Origin of the sequence: Geodermatophilus normandii, from assembly GCF_003182485.1 — a bacterium.
GTDB lineage: Bacteria > Actinomycetota > Actinomycetes > Mycobacteriales > Geodermatophilaceae > Geodermatophilus > Geodermatophilus normandii.
The window spans coordinates 1,379,375-1,395,666 of sequence record NZ_QGTX01000001.1; the positions used below are offsets into that span (position 1 = coordinate 1,379,375).

Here is a 16,292-nt window from a genome sequence, read left to right on the forward strand (position 1 = left end):
GGATGGGTTCCACGTGGAACCTGTTCGACAGGCAGGATGGTCGGGGTTCCCCCGTCCAGGCGAGCAGACAGGAGGGCAGCCGGTGCCGTCGGACTTCGACCTGGTGCTGCCGACGGCCGTCGACGTCCGCGAGGTCGGCATGCGCGACGGCCTGCAGCTGGAGGCCCCCGTCTCCCTCGAGGGCAAGCTGGCGATGCTCGAGGCGCTGGTCGCCACGGGCGTGCGCCGCATCGAGGTGACGTCGTTCGTGAGCCCGAAGGCGGTGCCGGCGCTGGCCGACGCCGACCAGGTGGCCGCCGAGCTGTCCCGCTGGCCGGACGTGCACTGGTCGGCGCTGGTCGCCAACCCCCGGGGCGCCGTCCGCGCGGTCGACGCCGGGATCGCCGAGCTCGAGCTGGTCGTGTCGGCCTCCGACGGGCACAGCCGCGCCAACGCCGGGCGCTCGACCGCCGAGGCGCTGGCGGGCGTCGGCGAGGTGGCCGCGCTGGCGCACGGTGCGGGCGGCTCGCTCGAGGTCGTCGTCGCCACCGCCTGGGACTGCCCCTTCGACGGGCGCACGCCGATCGCGCGCACCGTCGACGTCTGCCGCGCGGCGGTCACCGCCGGCGCCGACGCGCTGTGCCTCGGCGACACGATCGGGACGACGACGCCGGCCCGCGTGGTGCGCCTGCTGCACGCCGTCCGCCGCGCCTGCCCCGGCACCCCGGTCGCCGTCCACTTCCACGACACCCGCGGCACCGGCCAGGCCAACGCGCTGGCCGCCGTCCAGGCCGGGGTGACCCAGCTCGACGCCTCGATCGGCGGGCTCGGCGGCTGCCCGTTCGCGCCGGGGGCCAGCGGCAACATCGCCACCGAGGAGCTCGTCTACTGGCTCGAGGAGTCCGACGTCGCCTCCGGGATCGACCTGGACGCGCTGCTGGCCGCCGCGCGGGTCACCGAGTCCGCCGTCGGCCACGAGCTGCCCAGCTCCCTGTACCGGGCCGGGGGTCGCTCGGTGCCCCGGGCGGCGGCCGGCACGACGGCGTGAGCGGGCCCGTGGAGGTGGTCGACCCCCGGGTCATGCGCGACGTGCTCGGGCACTTCGCCTCCGGAGTCACCGTGGTCACCGCCGACACCGGCGACGGCCCGATCGGCTTCACCTGCCAGTCGTTCAGCTCGCTGTCGCTGGACCCGCCGCTGGTGGCGCTGGCGCCCGCGCGCACGTCGAGCACCTGGCCGCGGCTGCGCAGCATCGGCCGCTTCTGCGTCAACGTCCTCGCCGAGGACCAGTCGGGGCTCTCGGTCGCCTTCGCGCGCTCGGGCGCCGACAAGTTCGCCGGGGTCTCCTGGCGGCCCAGCCGGCACGGCTCCCCCGTGCTCGACGGCGTCGTCGCGTGGATCGACTGCGCGCTGTGGGCCGAGTACGACGGCGGCGACCACACGATCGTCGCCGCCCGCGTGCTCGACCTGGGCGCCGAGCCCGGCCGCCGGCCGCTGCTCTTCCACCGCGGGGGCTACGGCCTGGCCGACTGAGGGAGGACCCCTGCCCCCCACCGCTCGCACGCTCGTGGCGGGACCCCGCCCGGGGCCTACAGGAAGCGGACGGCGATGAGCGCGACGTCGTCGCGGCCGTCGAGGGTGCCGCTCACCGCGGCGTCGCACAGGTCGCGCGGGGACGCGCCGGCCGGGGTGGCCGCCAGCCGCTGCACCAGCGCGGCGATGCCCTGGTCGAGGTCGGACCCCGGCGACTCCACCAGCCCGTCGGTGTAGGCGAGGACGATCGACCCGGGCGGCAGCTCCAGCGTTCGGGTGGTCCGCTCGGCGTCGACGTCGACGCCCACGAGCATGCCGGTGACGCCGTCGACCGGACGCACCTGCCCGTCGGGGGAGCGCACGACCAGCGGCGGGTGCCCGGCGTTGGCCAGCTGCACGGTCCACGTCCCGCCCGGCTCGGCCGGGGGGACGGCGCGGAGGTAGGCCATCGTGGCCAGCGAGGCGACCCGCAGGCCCTGGACCAGCCGGTCGACGCGGGTGAGGACCGTGCTCGGGCGGGGGTCGGGGGCGTCCCACAGGCAGGCGCGGATGAGCCCGCGCAGGTGCCCCATCGCGGCCGCCGCGGCGACGTCATGGCCCACGACGTCGCCGATCACCATCGCCACCGACCCGTCGGGCAGCTCCAGCAGGTCGTAGAAGTCGCCGCCGACGTCGGCGGCGGTGGAGGCGCTGACGTAGTGCGCGGCGGCCTCCAGGCCCGGGACCTCCGGGAGGTCGGGCAGGAGCGAGCGCTGCAGGGTGTCGGCGACGACGTGCTCCTGCTGGTAGAGGCGCACGTTGTCCATGACGAGGGCGGCCCGCCGGGCGAGGTCCTCGACCAGGCCGACGTCGTCGGGGGTGAAGGGGCGCTCGGACGTGCTGCGCACCAGCGTGATGGCCCCGCGGGTCCGCCGGCGGGCCACCAGGGGCGCGCTCAGTGACGACGCCGCGCCCAGCCGCCGGGCGATCTCCTGGGCCGCCGGGAACGCCATCGCGCCGTCCAGCCGGTCGGGCAGGTCCTCGACCAGCACCGCGCGGGAGGTGGTGATGCTGCGCTGGCTCGGCGAGTCCGGCGGCAGCCGCAGCGCGTGGCCGGCGCCGAACTGGCGCAGGTCGGTCCGCTGCCGCTCGCGGTCCCGGCAGACCAGCTCGCGGACCTCCCCGGCCTCGTCGACGAGCGTGACGACCACCCAGTCGGCCAGTTGCGGCACGCACAGCGTGGCCAGCCGGTCGAGCAGGTCGGCGACGTCCAGGGTGGCGATCAGCGTGCTGGTGGCCTCGGCCATGAGCGCGAGCCGGGCCTGCGCCTCCTCGGCCTCCCGCTGGGCGCGCTCGGCGTCGGACCGGGCCTGCTCGGCCACCGCGCGGGCCAGCTCGGCCTCCTGGCGGGCGGCCTGCTCGGCGGCGAGCGAGGCCTCGCGCTCGGCCTCGACCCGCACCCGCTCGGTGACGTCGCTCTGCACCCCCACGAAGCTCACGAGCTCGCCCTGGCCGTCGAAGACCGGGCTGATCGCGAGCTGGTTCCAGAACGCCGTCCCGTCGCGCCGGTGGTTGAGCACCGTGACGGTGACCGCCTCCTGCGCGGCCAGGGCGGCGCGGATCTGGTCGATGGTGGCCGGATCGGTCTTCGAGCCCTGCAGGAACCGGCAGTTGCGGCCGACCGACTCCTCGTAGGAGTAGCCGGTGATCCGGGTGAACGAGGGGTTGACCCACACCAGCGGGTTGTCCGCCTGGCGGGGGTCGGTGATCGTGAACGCGATGTCGGTGGCCACCACGGCGCGCTCGCGCAGCGCCTGCAGCTCGGCGTCGGCGTCGGCGCTGCCGCCCACGCTCTCGACCTCGAGCAGCACGACCAGCGACAGCGCCTGGGTGCTGCCGGGCCGGGACAGCGGGAAGCCGGTCACCCACAGCAGCCGGCTCCCGGCGTCCTCGCCGTCCGAGGCGCGCTGCTCGTCGGTGCTGCGGGCGGGTGAGAGCCGCACCGCCTCGCCGGTGACCGGCAGGCCCTGGGCGACGAGGGACAGCGGGCCGCTCGTGCGGGCCAGGGGCGCTCCGCCCAGATCGGTCAGGCCGGCCGACGCGCCCCAGGTGTCGACGTCGACCGGGAGGCCGACGTTGCCCGCCATCTCGACCGCCGCGGTGTTGGCGTAGGTGACCGCGCCGGACTTCTGGTCGATGAGCAGCACGGCGACCGGGACGTCGGACAGGACGGCGGGCAGGACGGTGGACGCCGACTGCGCCTCGCCGTGCTCGGAGACGACGGCGGTGGCGGCGCTGACGATGCCGGCCTGCGGACCGCCGGCCCCGTCCCCGGCCGCCGGCGACGTGGCGTCGGCCATCGCGGCGCGCGTGCGCGGGGGGATGCCGTCGCCCGGCGGGGTGTCCGTGGGGTCGGTGGCGCCGGGGAACACGCCTGGTGGAGGGGCCTCTCCCGTCCGCGGTCGGTCGTCCGGTCGCACGCAACGAATCTACCGGCCCGCCGCGGGCCGTCGCCCTCGACCGGAGGGGTGACCTCCCCGGGGAGGTGTGCCCGGCTCACGGCAGGGCACCTCAGACGCCGGACACCTCGGGAGGGAGACGACATGGGACTGCTCGACCGGCTCCTGGGCCGGCGCCGCGCGCCGGAGCCCCAGGCCTACGGGGGATACGACGGCTACCGCGCGCCCGAGACCGCACCGCAGGCCCGCCCGGCGCCCGGGCAGCGCGCGCCGCTCACCGACCAGCAGGCCGTCGAGCGCTACCGCTACCTGCTGCGCACCGCGCCGCCCGACCAGATCGAGCAGGCGCACGCCGAGGCGTTCGGCCAGCTCACCCCGCAGCAGCGGCAGGAGGTGCTCACCCAGCTGGCGGCCGGGGTGCCGGCCTCCGAGCGGCCGCGCAGCGACGACGCGCAGACCCTCGCCCGGGTGGCCACCCGCGCCGAGCTGCGCCAGCCCGGGTTCCTCGAGCGCACCTTCGGCGGCTACGGCGGCGGGCCCGGCTACGGCCCCGGGTACGGCCCGGGGTACGGCGGGGGCTACGGGCCCGGCTACGGGCCCGGGTACGGCGGCGGCTTCGGGCGCGGGATGGGCGGGATCGGCGGCTCGATCGGCGGCAGCCTGCTCGGCACCATCGGCGGTCTGGTCGTCGGCACCGCCGTCGCCGACGCCCTGTTCGACACCGGCCTCGGTGACGGCGGCCTGTTCGGCGGCGGCGACGAGGAGGCCTACGCCGAGGGCTACCAGGACGGCGCGGGCGCCGACGGGGGCGGTGACGGCGGCGGGGACGCGGGTGGTGGCGACTACGCGGCCGGCGACGGCGGCTACGGCGGGGACCCCGGCGCCGACTTCGCCGGCGGCGCCGACAACGGCTACGACGGCGGCGGGTACGACGGCGGGGACTTCGGCGGCGGAGGCGACTTCGGCGGTGGGGACTTCGGCGGCGACTTCGGGGGCGGCGACTTCTGACCGCTCAGGTCCGGCCGGGACCGTCCTCCGGGGCGGTCCCGGCGGCCTCCTGCCCGGCCGCCACGTCCGCCTGGTGGCGCAGCCACAGCAGGCCCAGGACCGGCAGCACCAGCGGGACGAAGCCGTAGCCGCGGCCGAACGCCGACCACACCGTCTCGTCGGGGAAGGCCGCCCGGTCCAGCAGCGACAGCGCGCCCACCACGAGCACGCCGGCCAGCTCCACCGAGCAGGCGACGAGCGCCGTCCGCCGTCCGCCGCGCCCGCCGCGAGCCAGCCCCACGGTGGCCACCGCGTACACCACCGCCGCCAGCGCCGAGAGCAGGTAGGCCACCGGCGCCTCGTCGAACCGCGTGGCCAGCTGCACCGCGGCCCGCGCCCCGGCGGCCAGCGCGAAGACGGCGTAGACGGCCACCAGCACCCGGCCGGGGCCGGCCGCCGTGCCGCCCTGCTCGGTACCCGCCGGCTCAGGCACCCGGGGCCTCCCACAGCTGGACCAGCCGCCAGATCATCACCGCGGTGACCAGCGAGGCCACCGCGAGCACCGTCCCCGCCCAGCGGCTGGGCTCGGTCCGCGACCACAGCACGCCGGCCACCGGCAGCAGGACGACGCCGGCGAGGTAGCCGACGAAGGTCGCCGTCTCAGGGGGCCGCTGACCGCCCGCCAGCGCCGCCGTCGCGACGGCTGCCTGCACGACCAGCAGCACCTCGAGCAGCGCGGCACCGGCCAGGTGGAGCAGGCCGATGCGCCGGCGGGCGAGCGTGGAGGCCAGGCCGGCGAGCGCCACGAGGACGGCGACCGCCGTGGCCGACCAGGCGAGGAAGGGGGTCATCGCCGTCCATGATCCCGCGCTCCCCGTGCGAACCGGTTGCGGGCACGGGGTAGTGATGGAGGCATGACCGTCCGCGACCTCGTGGTGGACCTCTGCACCGAGCACCTGGACGTCCTCGGCGGCGACCCGGTGTCGCTGCAGACGCTGGTCCGGCTGCTGGCCGCGTGCGGCGTGGCCGAGCCCAGCGCGCGGGTGGCCGCGGCGGCCCTGCGCCGCTCGGGGTGGTTGAGCGCGTCCCGGCACGGACGGGAGACGCTGCTGCTCCCGACGGCGCTGCTGCGCGAGGCGGTGGCCGCCCGCGACGAGCGCGTCCGGCGGCGGCTGGACCCGTGGGACGGGCGGTGGCGGATGGTCGTCTACAGCGTCCCGGAGACCGACCGGGCGGCGCGCGAGCGGGTGCGCCGCGGCCTCGCCCGGGCCGGGTTCGGCCCGCTCGCGCCGGCGACGTGGGTCTCGCCGCACCCGTCGGCGCTCGACGAGGTGCACGCGGAGCTCGCCGGCGAGCGCACCTCGCGGCTGGACCTGCTGACCGCGTCCGTCGCCGACCCGCGGCTGTCCGACGGCGACCTGGCCGCCCGCTGCTGGGACCTGCCCCGGCTGGCGGCCGCGTGGTCGCGCGTGCTCGACCGGCTGCGCGCCGCCGCCCCGACGGTGCCCCAGGGCCCGGCCGGCCTCGCCCTGCACCTGCGGCTGCGCGCCGAGCTGCGCGCGGTCCTCGCCGCCGATCCGCTGCTGCCCGCGCCGCTGCAGCCGGCGGGCTGGCCGGCGCGGGACGTCCGCGACGCCTGGGCCGACACCGGCGCCCGGCTGGCGGCCGCGGCCCGCGAGCACGTCGCCGAGGTCCTCGGCGTCGTCGGCCCCCGCGCGGCGGTCGCCTGAGGAGGAGCCGTCGTAGCGCTATCGGCTGCTCACCGGTGGACGCCGGACATGTCGGGGTAGCGGTCGCCCACCGCGGCGCCGACGGGAGCGGCCTCGTCGAGGCGGCGCAGGTCGTCGTCGGAGAGGTCGACGTCGGCGGCCGCGGCGTTCTCCTCCAGGTAGCGCACGCGCTTGGTGCCCGGGATCGGGACGACGGCGGGGTTGCCCGCGCGGTCGCTCTGCGCCATGACCCAGGCGAGGGCGAGCTGCGAGGCGGTGGCGCCCTTCTCGTCGGCGATCTCGCGCACCCGGTCGACCAGCCGCAGGTTCTGCTCGAACGCCTCGCCCTGGAACCGCGGGTTGGAGCGGCGGAAGTCGTCGGGCGCCAGGTCGTCGACGCTGCGGATCTGCCCGGACAGGAAGCCGCGGCCGATCGGCGAGTAGGCGACGAAGCCGATGCCGAGCTCGGCGCACGTGGCCAGGACGCCGTTCTCCTCCGGGTCGCGGCTCCACAGCGAGTACTCGGTCTGCACCGCGGTCACCGGCTGGACGGCGTGCGCGCGGCGGATGGTCTCCGGCGCGGCCTCGGAGATGCCGGCGGCGCGGATCTTCCCCGCCTCGACCAGCTCGCGGAGCGCGCCCCAGGTGTCCTCGACGGGGACCGTGGTGTCCACCCGGTGCTGGTAGTAGAGGTCGATGACGTCGACGCCGAGCCGCTGCAGCGAGGCGTCGCACGCCCGGTGCACGTAGTCGGGCCGGCCGTTGATGCCGCGGAAGGAGCCGTCCTCGCCACGCTCGTTGCCGAACTTGGTGGCCAGCACGACCTCGTCGCGGCGGCCGGCGATCGCCCCGCCCACCAGCCGCTCGTTGGTGAAGGGCCCGTACATGTCCGCGGTGTCGAGGAAGGTCACGCCGAGGTCGAGGGCCCGCCGGATGGTGCGCTCGGCTTCGGCCTGGTCACCGGTGCCGTAGAACTCGCTCATCCCCATGCACCCGAGCCCCATGGCGGGCACGGACAGGGAGCCGAGGCTGCGTGTCTGCATGGCGCCGCTCCTGCCCACGGCCGGTGGCGCCCAACCGGTCAGCGCTGTCCGACCCGCCGCACCGGGCAGACCACCGGCGTCCCCGACGTCGGGTCGCGCAGGACCACCGACTCGACGCCGTAGAGCTCGCGGACCAGGTCGGGGGTGACGACGTCGGCCGGCGGGCCCTCGGCCACCACCCGGCCCTCGCACATGGCCACGAGGTGGTCGGCGTGCCGGCAGGCGGTGGACAGGTCGTGCAGCACCAGGACGACGGTGCGCCCCTCCGCGGCCAGGTCGTGCACCAGGTCGAGCACCTCGAGCTGGTGGCCGAGGTCGAGCGCCGACGTCGGCTCGTCGAGCAGGACGACGGCGGTCTCCTGGGCGACGACCATCGCGATCCAGGCCCGCTGCCGCTGCCCGCCGGAGAGGGTGTCCAGCGGCCGGTCGGCGAGCTCGAGCAGGTCGGCGGCGGCCAGCGCGCGGTGCACCGCGGCGGCGTCCCCCGGCGACCACTGCCGCAGCAGCCCCTGGTGCGGGTGGCGGCCGTAGCGCACGAGGTCGCGGATGGTCAGCCCGTCGGGGGCCTCCGCCTGCTGCGGGAGCAGGCCGATGCGGCGGGCGGCGTCACGGGGGCGGAGGGTCGCGAGGTCGCGGCCGTCGAGCAGCACCGCCCCGCGCTGCGGGCCGTGCACGCGCGCGAGCGCGCCGAGCAGCGTGGACTTGCCGCAGCCGTTCGGCCCGACGATCGCGGTCACCCGGCCCGGCGGGAGCCGCAGGTCGAGGGCGTGGACGACGCGGGTGCCGTCGTAGCCCAGGTCCAGCGCCTCGGTGGCCAGGTCGGCGGCCTCGACCGCCGGCTCCGTGCGGGGTGCCTCCAGCAGGCTCACGGCATCCTCCTCGTGCGGGTGGTCAGCAGCAGCCACAGCAGGTAGGGCCCTCCGACGACGGCGGTGACCAGTCCGGCGGGCAGCTCGAGGGGCGCGGCCACCGTGCGCCCGAGCAGGTCGGCCAGGAGCACCACCAGTGCCCCGGCGAGGGCGGCGCCGACCACCGGCACGACGCGCGGTCCGGAGGCCTTGCGGGCGATCTCCGGCGCCAGCAGCGCGACCAGGCCGAGCGGTCCCGCCGTCGCCACCGCCAGGCCCGCCGTGACGACGGCGGTACCGATGACGGCCAGCCGGACCCGCGCCACGCGGGAGCCCAGGCCCACCACCACGGCGTCGGCCAGCCGCAGGAGCCGCAGCCGGCGGCCGAGCACGACGGCCACCGGCAGGGCGACGGCGAGGCCCACGGCGAGCACGGCGACCGACGTCTCCGAGCGGCTGTTGAGGCTGCCGACGCTCCAGGGGAACGCCTGGTTGGCCTCGTCGATGGGGGCGCGGGCGAGCATGAGCTGGGTGACCGCACCGAGCGCGGCGCCGACGCCGAGGCCCACGACGAGGAAGCGGTAGCCGCGGCGGCCGGCGCCGCCGGCGAGCCCGAGCGCCAGCGCGGCCGCCGTCGCGGACCCCACGAGGGCGAACGCCGACGGGGTGGTGCTCGTCGACACCGCCACCACCGACGCGGTCGCGAACGCGGTCGCGCCGTCGTTGAGCCCGACGGTGTCCGGGGTCGCGAGCCGGTTGCGGGCCAGCGTCTGCAGCAGCACCCCGGAGACGCCGAGGGCGGCGCCGACGGCGAGCCCCGCGGCGATCCGCGGCATCCGCAGCTGCCGGACCAGCAGCACGTCGCGGGCCTCGCCGAGGCCGAACGCCGCGGGCAGCGTCCGGCCCAGCGGCACGGATGCCGTGCCGAGGGCCAGGCCGGCCGCGACCGTGACGACGACCAGCGCGGCCAGGACGGCGGCCGCGGTGAACGCCCGGCGGTCGACCAGCAGCGAGCGGTCCCGCAGCGCCAGGCGCCAGGTGCCGGGCGGCGCGGGGGCGGCCGGCGGGGCGGGGACCGGCCGGGCGGGGCCACGGTCACAGCGAGGGCATCCGGGTCGAGCGGACGACGGCCACCAGCACGGGCGCGCCGACCAGCGCCGTCACCACGCCCAGCGGCATCTCGTAGGGCCGGACGAGGAGCCGCGAGGCGACGTCGGCGAGCAGCACGACGGCGGGCCCGAGCAGGACCGCGACGGCGAGCACCCGCCGGAGGTCGGGGCCGACGAGCGCGCGGGCGAGGAACGGCACGACCAGGCCGACGAAGGCGATCGGCCCCGCCGCGGCGACGGACCCGCCGACGAGCAGCGCCACGGCGGCCATGGCCAGGCCGCGCGCCCGGGCCGGGCGGTGCCCGAGGCCCTGCGCCACCGTGTCGCCGAGGGCCAGGGCCGACAGCGGGCGGGCGGCCAGCAGCGCGACCAGCAGCCCGGCCGCCAGCACGGGGCCGACCTGCGACAGCGTGCCGAGGTCGCGGCCGGCGACCGAGCCGACCGTCCAGAACCGCACCTCGTCGGCGGTGCGCTGGTCGAGCAGCAGGACGACCGAGGTCGCGGCGCCGAGCAGTGCGGACAGGGCGGCCCCGGCGAGGACCAGCCGTACCGGGTCGTCGCCGGTGCCGCGCAGGCGGGCCGCGCCCAGGGCGAGGAGGCAGCCGGCGCCGGCGCCGAGGACGGCGACCCACGGGCCGAGGGCGGCCGCGCTGGCGCCGGAGGCGATGACCAGGACCACGGCGAAGGAGGCCCCGGCGCTCACGCCGAGCAGGCCGGGCTCGGCCAGCGGGTTGCGCGCGGCGGTCTGCAGCACGGCCCCGGCGACGCCGAGCGCCGTCCCGACGGCCGTCGCGACCACGGTGCGCGGCACCCGCAGCTGCAGGACGGCGAAGCGCGCGTCGTCGTCGCCCGTCCCGGCCAGGACGGCCAGCGCCCGGCCGGGTCCCACCTCGCCGGCGCCGAACAGCAGGCTGGCCAGGACCGTGACGGCCAGCGCGAGGGCGCCCCAGGCGAAGCCGCGGACGAGTCCGTGGGGCCGGGCGGGGCGCCCGCCGGGACGTCGCGGCGGCCGCGGGTGCGCAGCGCGAGCCGGTCGTGCACGTCGGTCCTCCCCCGGACCCGCCCGTGCGGAACCGTTCTTAGGAGAGGCTAACCTACGGCCCGGCGTCGACGGACGGCGCCGTCCGATCTGAGGAGCACCACCCGTGACCCATCTCCCCGGAGGCCGCCGGCGCGCGGTCCTGCCGACCGCGACGCTCGCCACCGCCCTGCTGCTGACCGCGTGCGGGGGCGGGTCGTCCGAGGCCACGGACACGTCGGAGGCCGCCGCGGAGGAGAGCACGGTCAGCACCGCCTTCGGCGAGGTCACCGTCCCCGCCGAGCCGGAGCGCGTCATCACCCTCGCGGAGTCCGCGCTCGACGTCTCCCTCGCCGTCGGCGTCACCCCGGTGGGCACCACCGCGAGCCGCGGTGGCGACACCGCGCCGGCCTACCTCGGTGAGGACGCCGCGGACATCCCGATCGTCGCGACGGTCTCCGAGCCCAACCTGGAGGCGATCCTCGAGGCGCAGCCCGACGTCATCCTCGCCTCGGCCGGCCTGGCGCAGGACCAGTACGACGCCCTGACGGCGATCGCGCCCACCGTGGTGCCCGACTCGTCCACCGGCGGGGACTGGCAGGAGCCGCTGCACACCTACGCCGAGGCGCTCGGCGCCGACGACGAGCTCACCGCGGCCCTCGACGACGTGACCGCCCGCGCCGAGGCCGTCGCCGAGCAGGGATCCCTCGACGGCACCGCCACCGTGCTGCGCTGGATGGCCAACGGCCCGGTCCTGATGAACGCCGCCCTCATGCCCGGGTCGCTCCTGCAGACCGCCGGCGCCAGCCCGGTGGAGGCCGCGCAGCTCGGCGACCGGCCGCACAGCGACCCGCTGTCGCTGGAGAACCTCGCCCAGGTCGACGCCGACCGGCTCTTCCTCGCCGCCTTCGGCGCGGACGGCACCGGCGCGCTCGAGGCCGCCCGCTCGCAGCCGGCGTTCACCCAGCTGACGGCGGTCCAGGAGGGGGCGACGTCGGAGGTGGACGGCTCGGTGTGGAGCAGCGCCTCCGGCCCCATCGCCGCCGACCTCGTGATGGACGACATCGAGGCCGCCGCCTCCTGATGCGTCCGGGGTCCCGGGTCGTCCCCGGGGCCCCGGCTTGGTCGGTCATGCGCTGACCCGCTGCGCCGGCGCCAGCGCTTCAGCGACGGGCTGCTGCAGGTCCGGTGATCGGACAACGGCGGGCCACGATCCTCCGTTCAGCGGTCCTACGCCCAGCGGGCCAGCGCCGTGCTCGTACCGGGCGCCACCACGGTGAACCCCGCGTCGACGACCTCCACGCCGGCGTGCGGACGCAGCCGCGTCCAGCGGGCGAGAGCCGGGTGCTCGACCACCACCGGGAAACCGGCGGTGGACCACGCGGCCAGCCGCGGCGCGGGCATCCGCATCGCGGTCAGCTGTGCGGCGTGCCCGCACGCCGCGGCGGCCTTGCCGAGCGGCAGGAACGGCTCCGGGCAGACCGACACCACGACCGGGCCACCGGGGTGGGGGTCGACCGCGTCGAGGGGGCCGGGTCGTCGAGTTCGCTGCCCGACAGCTGCAGCTTCGCGACGTCGCGCGGGATCTCGTCCAGCGCGGACGGGACCAGGGCACGGACCTCGGCGCCGGCCGACGACACCGTCACGCCCGGCAGGGCCCCGACCCGCGCCCAGGCCGCTCCCCTGGCCCGCCGGCAGTGCTTGCGGATCGCGCCGTCGGTCCACCGCCGCACCCGCGGGTGCCACTCCCCGCCCGGTAGCGCGCGCTCGTCGGCGAGCAGCCGCACGACCGCCACCGCCGCCGCTGAGCAGGCGGCGGTCCGGGTCGGCGGCGCGGTCCGCTCGACGCGCACGACCAGCTGCATCGCCCAGGGCGCCTCACCGGGCGGGTCCGCGACCACGCCCCCACCTTGCCGACCGCGGGCTGCCGCCGGTGCACCGGCCTGGTCGACTGGCACGGGTGGGCCGTCGACGCGGTCCGGTTCCACGTGGAACCGGGCCGTGTGACGTCTCTGTGAACTCCCCCGGCCACGTCGCGTGCGCCGTCGGCCTGGGGTTGGATCGATCCCATGTGCGGCCTCTCCGGCGAGATCAGGTTCGACGGCTCCCTGGCCGACACCACCGCGGTGGCGCGGATGGTGGAGGCGCTGGTCCCCCGCGGACCGGACGGCCAGGGGCAGTGGAGCGCCGGCCGGGTGGCGTTCGGCCACCGCCGGCTGTCGGTCATCGACCTGTCGGCCAGCGGCTCCCAGCCGATGATCGACAGCGAGCTGGGCCTCGAGGCGGTCTTCAACGGCTGCATCTACGACTACAAGGAGCTGCGGGCCGAGCTCGAGGGCCACGGCTACCGGTTCTTCTCCACCAGCGACACCGAGGTCCTGCTCAAGGGCTACCACCACTGGGGCGTGGACTTCGTCGACCACCTGCACGGCATGTTCGTCGTCGTCATCCACGAGCGGGACACCGGCCGGGTGGTCATGGCCCGCGACCGGCTGGGCATCAAGCCGCTCTACCTGTCCGAGACGCCGGGGCGGCTGCGGTTCGCCTCGTCGCTGCCGGCCCTGCTGCGCGCCGGCGACGTCGACACCTCCATCGACCCGGTCGCGCTGCACCACTACCTGACCTGGCACGCCGTCGTCCCGGCCCCGCGCACGCTGCTCAACGGCGTCCGCAAGCTGCCGCCGGCCACCGTGCGCGTCATCGAGGCCGACGGCACCAGCCGCGAGCACCGCTACTGGGAGCCCACCTACGAGCGGCGTCCCGAGCACGAGGGCTGGTCGGCGCGCGACTGGGAGGACGCGATCGAGGAGGCGCTGCGGGTCGCCGTCCGCCGTCGCCTGGTCTCCGACATCCCGGTCGGCGTCCTGCTCTCCGGCGGCCTGGACTCCAGCCTGATCGTCGGGCTGCTCGCCCAGGAGGGCCAGCGCGACCTCGCCACCTACTCGATCGGCTTCGAGACCGTCGGCGGGCACGCGGGCGACGAGTTCCGCTACTCCGACGTCATCGCCGAGCGCTTCGGTACGAACCACCACCGCATCCGCGTCTCCTCCGACGAGCTCGCCGCCGCCCTCGGCCACGCGATCGGCGCGATGGCCGAGCCGATGGTCAGCCACGACGTCGTCGCCTTCGACCTGCTGTCCGAGCGGGTCAGCCAGTCGATCCGGGTGGTGCAGTCCGGCCAGGGCGCCGACGAGGTCTTCGCCGGCTACCACTGGTACCCGCCGCTGGCCGACGTCGACCGCGAGGAGGCCGTCGAGCGCTACGCGAGGGCGTTCTTCGACCGCGGGTCCGAGGACATGCGCGCGCTGGTCGGCGAGCGCTACGCCCTGGACGGCGACCCGAGCCTGGAGTTCGTCCGCGACCACATGTCCCGGGCCGGCGCGCAGACCGCCGTCGACGCCGCCCTGCGCCTCGACAGCGAGGTCATGCTCGTCGACGACCCGGTCAAGCGGGTGGACAACATGTCCATGGCCTGGGGCCTGGAGGCCCGGGTGCCCTTCCTCGACCACGACCTGGTGGAGCTCGCCGCGGCCTGCCCTCCGGAGCTCAAGCTGGCCGACGGCGGCAAGGGCGTGCTCAAGGCGATCGGCCGCCGGATCATCCCGCCGGAGGTCATCGACCGGCCCAAGGGCTACTTCCCGGTGCCGGCCATCACCCACCTGGAGGGCAAGGTGCTCGGGCTGGTGAAGGACGCGCTGTCCAGCGACGCCGCGCGCGACCGGGCGCTGTTCCGCCCCGAGTACGTCTCCCGGCTGCTCGAGGACCCCAACAGCGAGCTGACGCCGCTGCGCGGCAACAAGCTCTGGCAGCTGGGACTGCTGGAGCTGTGGCTGCAGAACCACGGGGTCTGAGGAGGGCACCGTGGCACCACCCCGGCTCGCCGGCCACCGCCGCCGCACGACCGTGGCGGGCACCCCCGACCTCACCGGCCGCAACTGGACCCGGCCGTCGGAGCACCAGCTGGAGGGGATGGACAGCGACGTCGTGCTGGACCTCGCCTGGGGCCGGCTGGTGTTCGGGCAGACGTTCGCCGAGATGCGCAACATCCTCGCCGCGCTGCGGGCCGAGGAGACCGGCCAGCGCGACATCTGCATCTACGCGCGCGACCCGCACGTCCTCGTGGGCCTGGCGCCCGACGAGCTGTTCATCGACCCCAGCTACACCTACCGGCTCGACCTCTACCGCTACCGGACCCGCCCCGAGCTCATCCGCGGCGTCTTCGTCCGCACGGTGACCTCGCTGGAGGACATGCAGGCGATCAACGAGATCTACGCCCGCAACCGCATGGTGTCCGGCGACCCGGAGACCATGTGGGCCAACCACCGCACCCGCTGCTTCACCTACCTCGTCGCCGAGGACCGGCGGACGCGGCGGATCGTCGGCACGGTGACCGGCGTCGACCACGTGCTGGCCTTCGGCGACCCGGAGGGCGGCACCAGCCTGTGGTGTCTCGCCGTCGACGCCCAGAGCGCACCGCCCGGCACCGGCGAGGCCCTGGTGCGGGTGCTGGCCGAGCGCTACGTCGGCCGCGGCCGCTCCTACGTCGACCTCTCGGTCATGCACGACAACTCCGGGGCCATCGCGCTGTACCGCAAGCTCGGCTTCGTCCGGGCGCCGGCGGTGTGCGTCAAGCGCAAGAACCCGATCAACACGCCGCTGTTCGCGGCCCGCCCGCCCGGGGTGACCCAGCTCAACCCCTACGCCCGGATCATCGCCGACGAGGCGCTGCGCCGCGGCATCCGCGTCGAGGTCACCGACGCCGAGTTCGGCGAGATGCGGCTGTCCCTCGGCGGGCGCCGGGTGCTGACCCGCGAGTCGCTGTCGGAGTTCACCACCGCCGTCGCCATGAGCCGGTGCGACGACAAGCGGGTCACCCGCCGGATCGTCGAGGCCGCCGGCGTGCGCGTGCCCCGCGGCGTGACCGTGCCCGAGGGCGATCCCGGCCCGGCGCTGGACCTGCTGGCCTCCTGCGGCGAGCTGGTGGTCAAGCCCGCCCGCGGCGAGCAGGGCAAGGGCATCACCGTGGGCGTGACGACCGCCGAGGAGCTCGACCGGGCCGTCGCCGCGGCGCGGCTGTTCTGCCCCGACGTGCTCGCCGAGGAACTGGTCCCCGGCGAGGACCTGCGCGTCGTCGTCATCGACCACGAGGTGGTCGCCGCGGCGGTGCGCAAGCCCGCGGAGGTCGTCGGCGACGGCCGCCGCACCGTCACCGACCTGGTGCGCGAGACCAGCCGGCGCCGGGAGCGGGCCACCGGCGGGGAGTCGCGGATCCCCCTCGACGACGTCACCGCCGGCGTCGTCCGCGCCGCCGGGTACGCCATGGACGACGTCCTCCCCCACGGTGAGCGGCTGCGCGTGCGGCGCACGGCGAACCTGCACACCGGCGGCACGATCGAGGACGTCACCGACCGCCTCGACCCGGCGATCGGGCAGGCGGCGGTGCGGGCCAGCCGGGCCATCGGCATCCCGGTGACCGGCATCGACTTCCTCGTGCCCGACGTCGAGGGCCCCGACGCGGTGTTCGTCGAGGCCAACGAGCGGCCCGGGCTGGCCAACCACGAGCCGCAGCCGACCGCCGCCCGCTTCGTCGACCTGCTCTTCCCCGAGACCCGCAAGCGCTGAGGCCCG

The 16,292-nt window shown here is 76.5% G+C and carries 16 protein-coding genes; 7 read left to right on the top strand and 9 right to left on the bottom strand.

Annotated elements, in window-relative coordinates; genetic code table 11:
- Positions 1-82 precede the first annotated feature (82 nt).
- Both JD79_RS06805 and JD79_RS06810 read left to right on the top strand, forming a co-directional pair.
- Positions 83-1,027 (top strand): hydroxymethylglutaryl-CoA lyase, encoded by a 945-nt coding sequence (locus JD79_RS06805; protein WP_245899841.1) that lies wholly within the window; start codon positions 83-85, stop codon positions 1,025-1,027.
- A complete protein-coding gene (locus tag JD79_RS06810; protein ID WP_245899843.1) occupies positions 1,024-1,512 on the top strand; it encodes a flavin reductase family protein in 489 nt (162 codons plus the stop codon). Before JD79_RS06805 ends, JD79_RS06810 begins: the two co-directional genes overlap by 4 nt.
- Positions 1,513-1,568: 56 nt before the next feature.
- Here JD79_RS06810 and JD79_RS06815 read toward each other — a convergent pair whose 3' ends face one another.
- On the bottom strand, positions 1,569-3,923 hold the full coding sequence (locus JD79_RS06815; RefSeq protein ID WP_245899844.1) for a SpoIIE family protein phosphatase: 2,355 nt from the start codon (positions 3,921-3,923) through the stop codon (positions 1,569-1,571).
- A gap of 171 nt (positions 3,924-4,094) precedes the next feature.
- Between JD79_RS06815 and JD79_RS24205 the strand changes: the two genes are divergently transcribed.
- Complete coding sequence (locus JD79_RS24205; RefSeq protein ID WP_110004902.1) at positions 4,095-4,958, top strand: hypothetical protein; 864 nt, start codon at positions 4,095-4,097, stop codon at positions 4,956-4,958.
- A 4-nt stretch (positions 4,959-4,962) separates the two neighbouring features.
- Here JD79_RS24205 and JD79_RS06825 read toward each other — a convergent pair whose 3' ends face one another.
- Together JD79_RS06825 and JD79_RS06830 are read right to left on the bottom strand one after the other, a co-directional pair.
- On the bottom strand, positions 4,963-5,430 hold the full coding sequence (locus tag JD79_RS06825) for a hypothetical protein (protein WP_110004903.1): 468 nt from the start codon (positions 5,428-5,430) through the stop codon (positions 4,963-4,965).
- A complete protein-coding gene (locus JD79_RS06830) occupies positions 5,423-5,788 on the bottom strand; it encodes a hypothetical protein (RefSeq protein ID WP_110004904.1) in 366 nt (121 codons plus the stop codon). The genes JD79_RS06825 and JD79_RS06830 overlap by 8 nt, the downstream gene beginning before the upstream one ends.
- A 63-nt stretch (positions 5,789-5,851) precedes the next feature.
- Here JD79_RS06830 and JD79_RS06835 point away from each other — a divergent pair, with 63 nt between their 5' ends.
- Positions 5,852-6,667 carry a PaaX family transcriptional regulator C-terminal domain-containing protein gene (locus JD79_RS06835; RefSeq protein ID WP_110004905.1) on the top strand — a complete coding sequence of 272 codons (816 nt, stop codon included), beginning with the start codon at positions 5,852-5,854 and terminating at the stop codon, positions 6,665-6,667.
- Positions 6,668-6,696: 29 nt separating this feature from the next.
- On the opposite strand, the gene JD79_RS06840 is transcribed toward JD79_RS06835, so the two are convergent.
- From JD79_RS06840 to JD79_RS06855, 4 genes are all read right to left on the bottom strand, one after another.
- Positions 6,697-7,689 (bottom strand): aldo/keto reductase, encoded by a 993-nt coding sequence (locus JD79_RS06840; protein ID WP_110004906.1) that lies wholly within the window; start codon positions 7,687-7,689, stop codon positions 6,697-6,699.
- A 38-nt stretch (positions 7,690-7,727) separates the two neighbouring features.
- Positions 7,728-8,558: an ABC transporter ATP-binding protein gene (locus tag JD79_RS06845; RefSeq protein WP_245899847.1), complete on the bottom strand. Its 831-nt coding sequence runs from the start codon at positions 8,556-8,558 to the stop codon at positions 7,728-7,730.
- Entirely contained in the window at positions 8,555-9,568 is a 1,014-nt protein-coding gene (locus JD79_RS06850) for a FecCD family ABC transporter permease (protein ID WP_110004907.1), read from the bottom strand. Before JD79_RS06850 ends, JD79_RS06845 begins: the two co-directional genes overlap by 4 nt.
- Positions 9,569-9,632: 64 nt before the next feature.
- Positions 9,633-10,580, bottom strand: a complete 948-nt coding sequence (locus JD79_RS06855; RefSeq protein ID WP_110007505.1) for a FecCD family ABC transporter permease — start codon at positions 10,578-10,580, stop codon at positions 9,633-9,635.
- Positions 10,581-10,791: 211 nt separating this feature from the next.
- On the opposite strand from JD79_RS06855, the gene JD79_RS06860 reads away from it, so the two are divergent.
- Positions 10,792-11,748 (top strand): ABC transporter substrate-binding protein, encoded by a 957-nt coding sequence (locus JD79_RS06860; protein WP_110004908.1) that lies wholly within the window; start codon positions 10,792-10,794, stop codon positions 11,746-11,748.
- A gap of 146 nt (positions 11,749-11,894) precedes the next feature.
- On the opposite strand, the gene JD79_RS06865 is transcribed toward JD79_RS06860, so the two are convergent.
- Positions 11,895-12,074 (bottom strand): hypothetical protein, encoded by a 180-nt coding sequence (locus JD79_RS06865; RefSeq protein WP_170149140.1) that lies wholly within the window; start codon positions 12,072-12,074, stop codon positions 11,895-11,897.
- Positions 12,075-12,079: 5 nt separating this feature from the next.
- The gene (locus JD79_RS06870) at positions 12,080-12,565 is read right to left on the bottom strand and encodes a hypothetical protein (protein WP_110004910.1); all 486 of its coding nucleotides are present in this window, start codon (positions 12,563-12,565) and stop codon (positions 12,080-12,082) included.
- A 168-nt stretch (positions 12,566-12,733) separates the two neighbouring features.
- Between JD79_RS06870 and JD79_RS06875 the strand changes: the two genes are divergently transcribed.
- The gene (locus tag JD79_RS06875) at positions 12,734-14,515 is read left to right on the top strand and encodes an N-acetylglutaminylglutamine amidotransferase (RefSeq protein WP_110004911.1); all 1,782 of its coding nucleotides are present in this window, start codon (positions 12,734-12,736) and stop codon (positions 14,513-14,515) included.
- A gap of 10 nt (positions 14,516-14,525) precedes the next feature.
- Complete coding sequence (gene ngg, locus JD79_RS06880; protein ID WP_211307892.1) at positions 14,526-16,286, top strand: N-acetylglutaminylglutamine synthetase; 1,761 nt, start codon at positions 14,526-14,528, stop codon at positions 16,284-16,286.
- Positions 16,287-16,292: the final 6 nt, after the last annotated feature.

Excerpts from the sequence above, each read along its gene's own strand:
- JD79_RS24205 (WP_110004902.1), top strand. The coding sequence starts at position 4,095 with ATGGGACTGCTCGACCGGCTCCTGGGCCGGCGCCGCGCGCCGGAGCCC.
- JD79_RS06830 (WP_110004904.1), bottom strand. The coding sequence starts at position 5,788 with ATGACCCCCTTCCTCGCCTGGTCGGCCACGGCGGTCGCCGTCCTCGTG.
- JD79_RS06835 (WP_110004905.1), top strand. The coding sequence starts at position 5,852 with ATGACCGTCCGCGACCTCGTGGTGGACCTCTGCACCGAGCACCTGGAC.
- JD79_RS06840 (WP_110004906.1), bottom strand. The coding sequence starts at position 7,689 with ATGCAGACACGCAGCCTCGGCTCCCTGTCCGTGCCCGCCATGGGGCTC.
- JD79_RS06865 (WP_170149140.1), bottom strand. The coding sequence starts at position 12,074 with ATGCGGATGCCCGCGCCGCGGCTGGCCGCGTGGTCCACCGCCGGTTTC.
- JD79_RS06875 (WP_110004911.1), top strand. The coding sequence starts at position 12,734 with ATGTGCGGCCTCTCCGGCGAGATCAGGTTCGACGGCTCCCTGGCCGAC.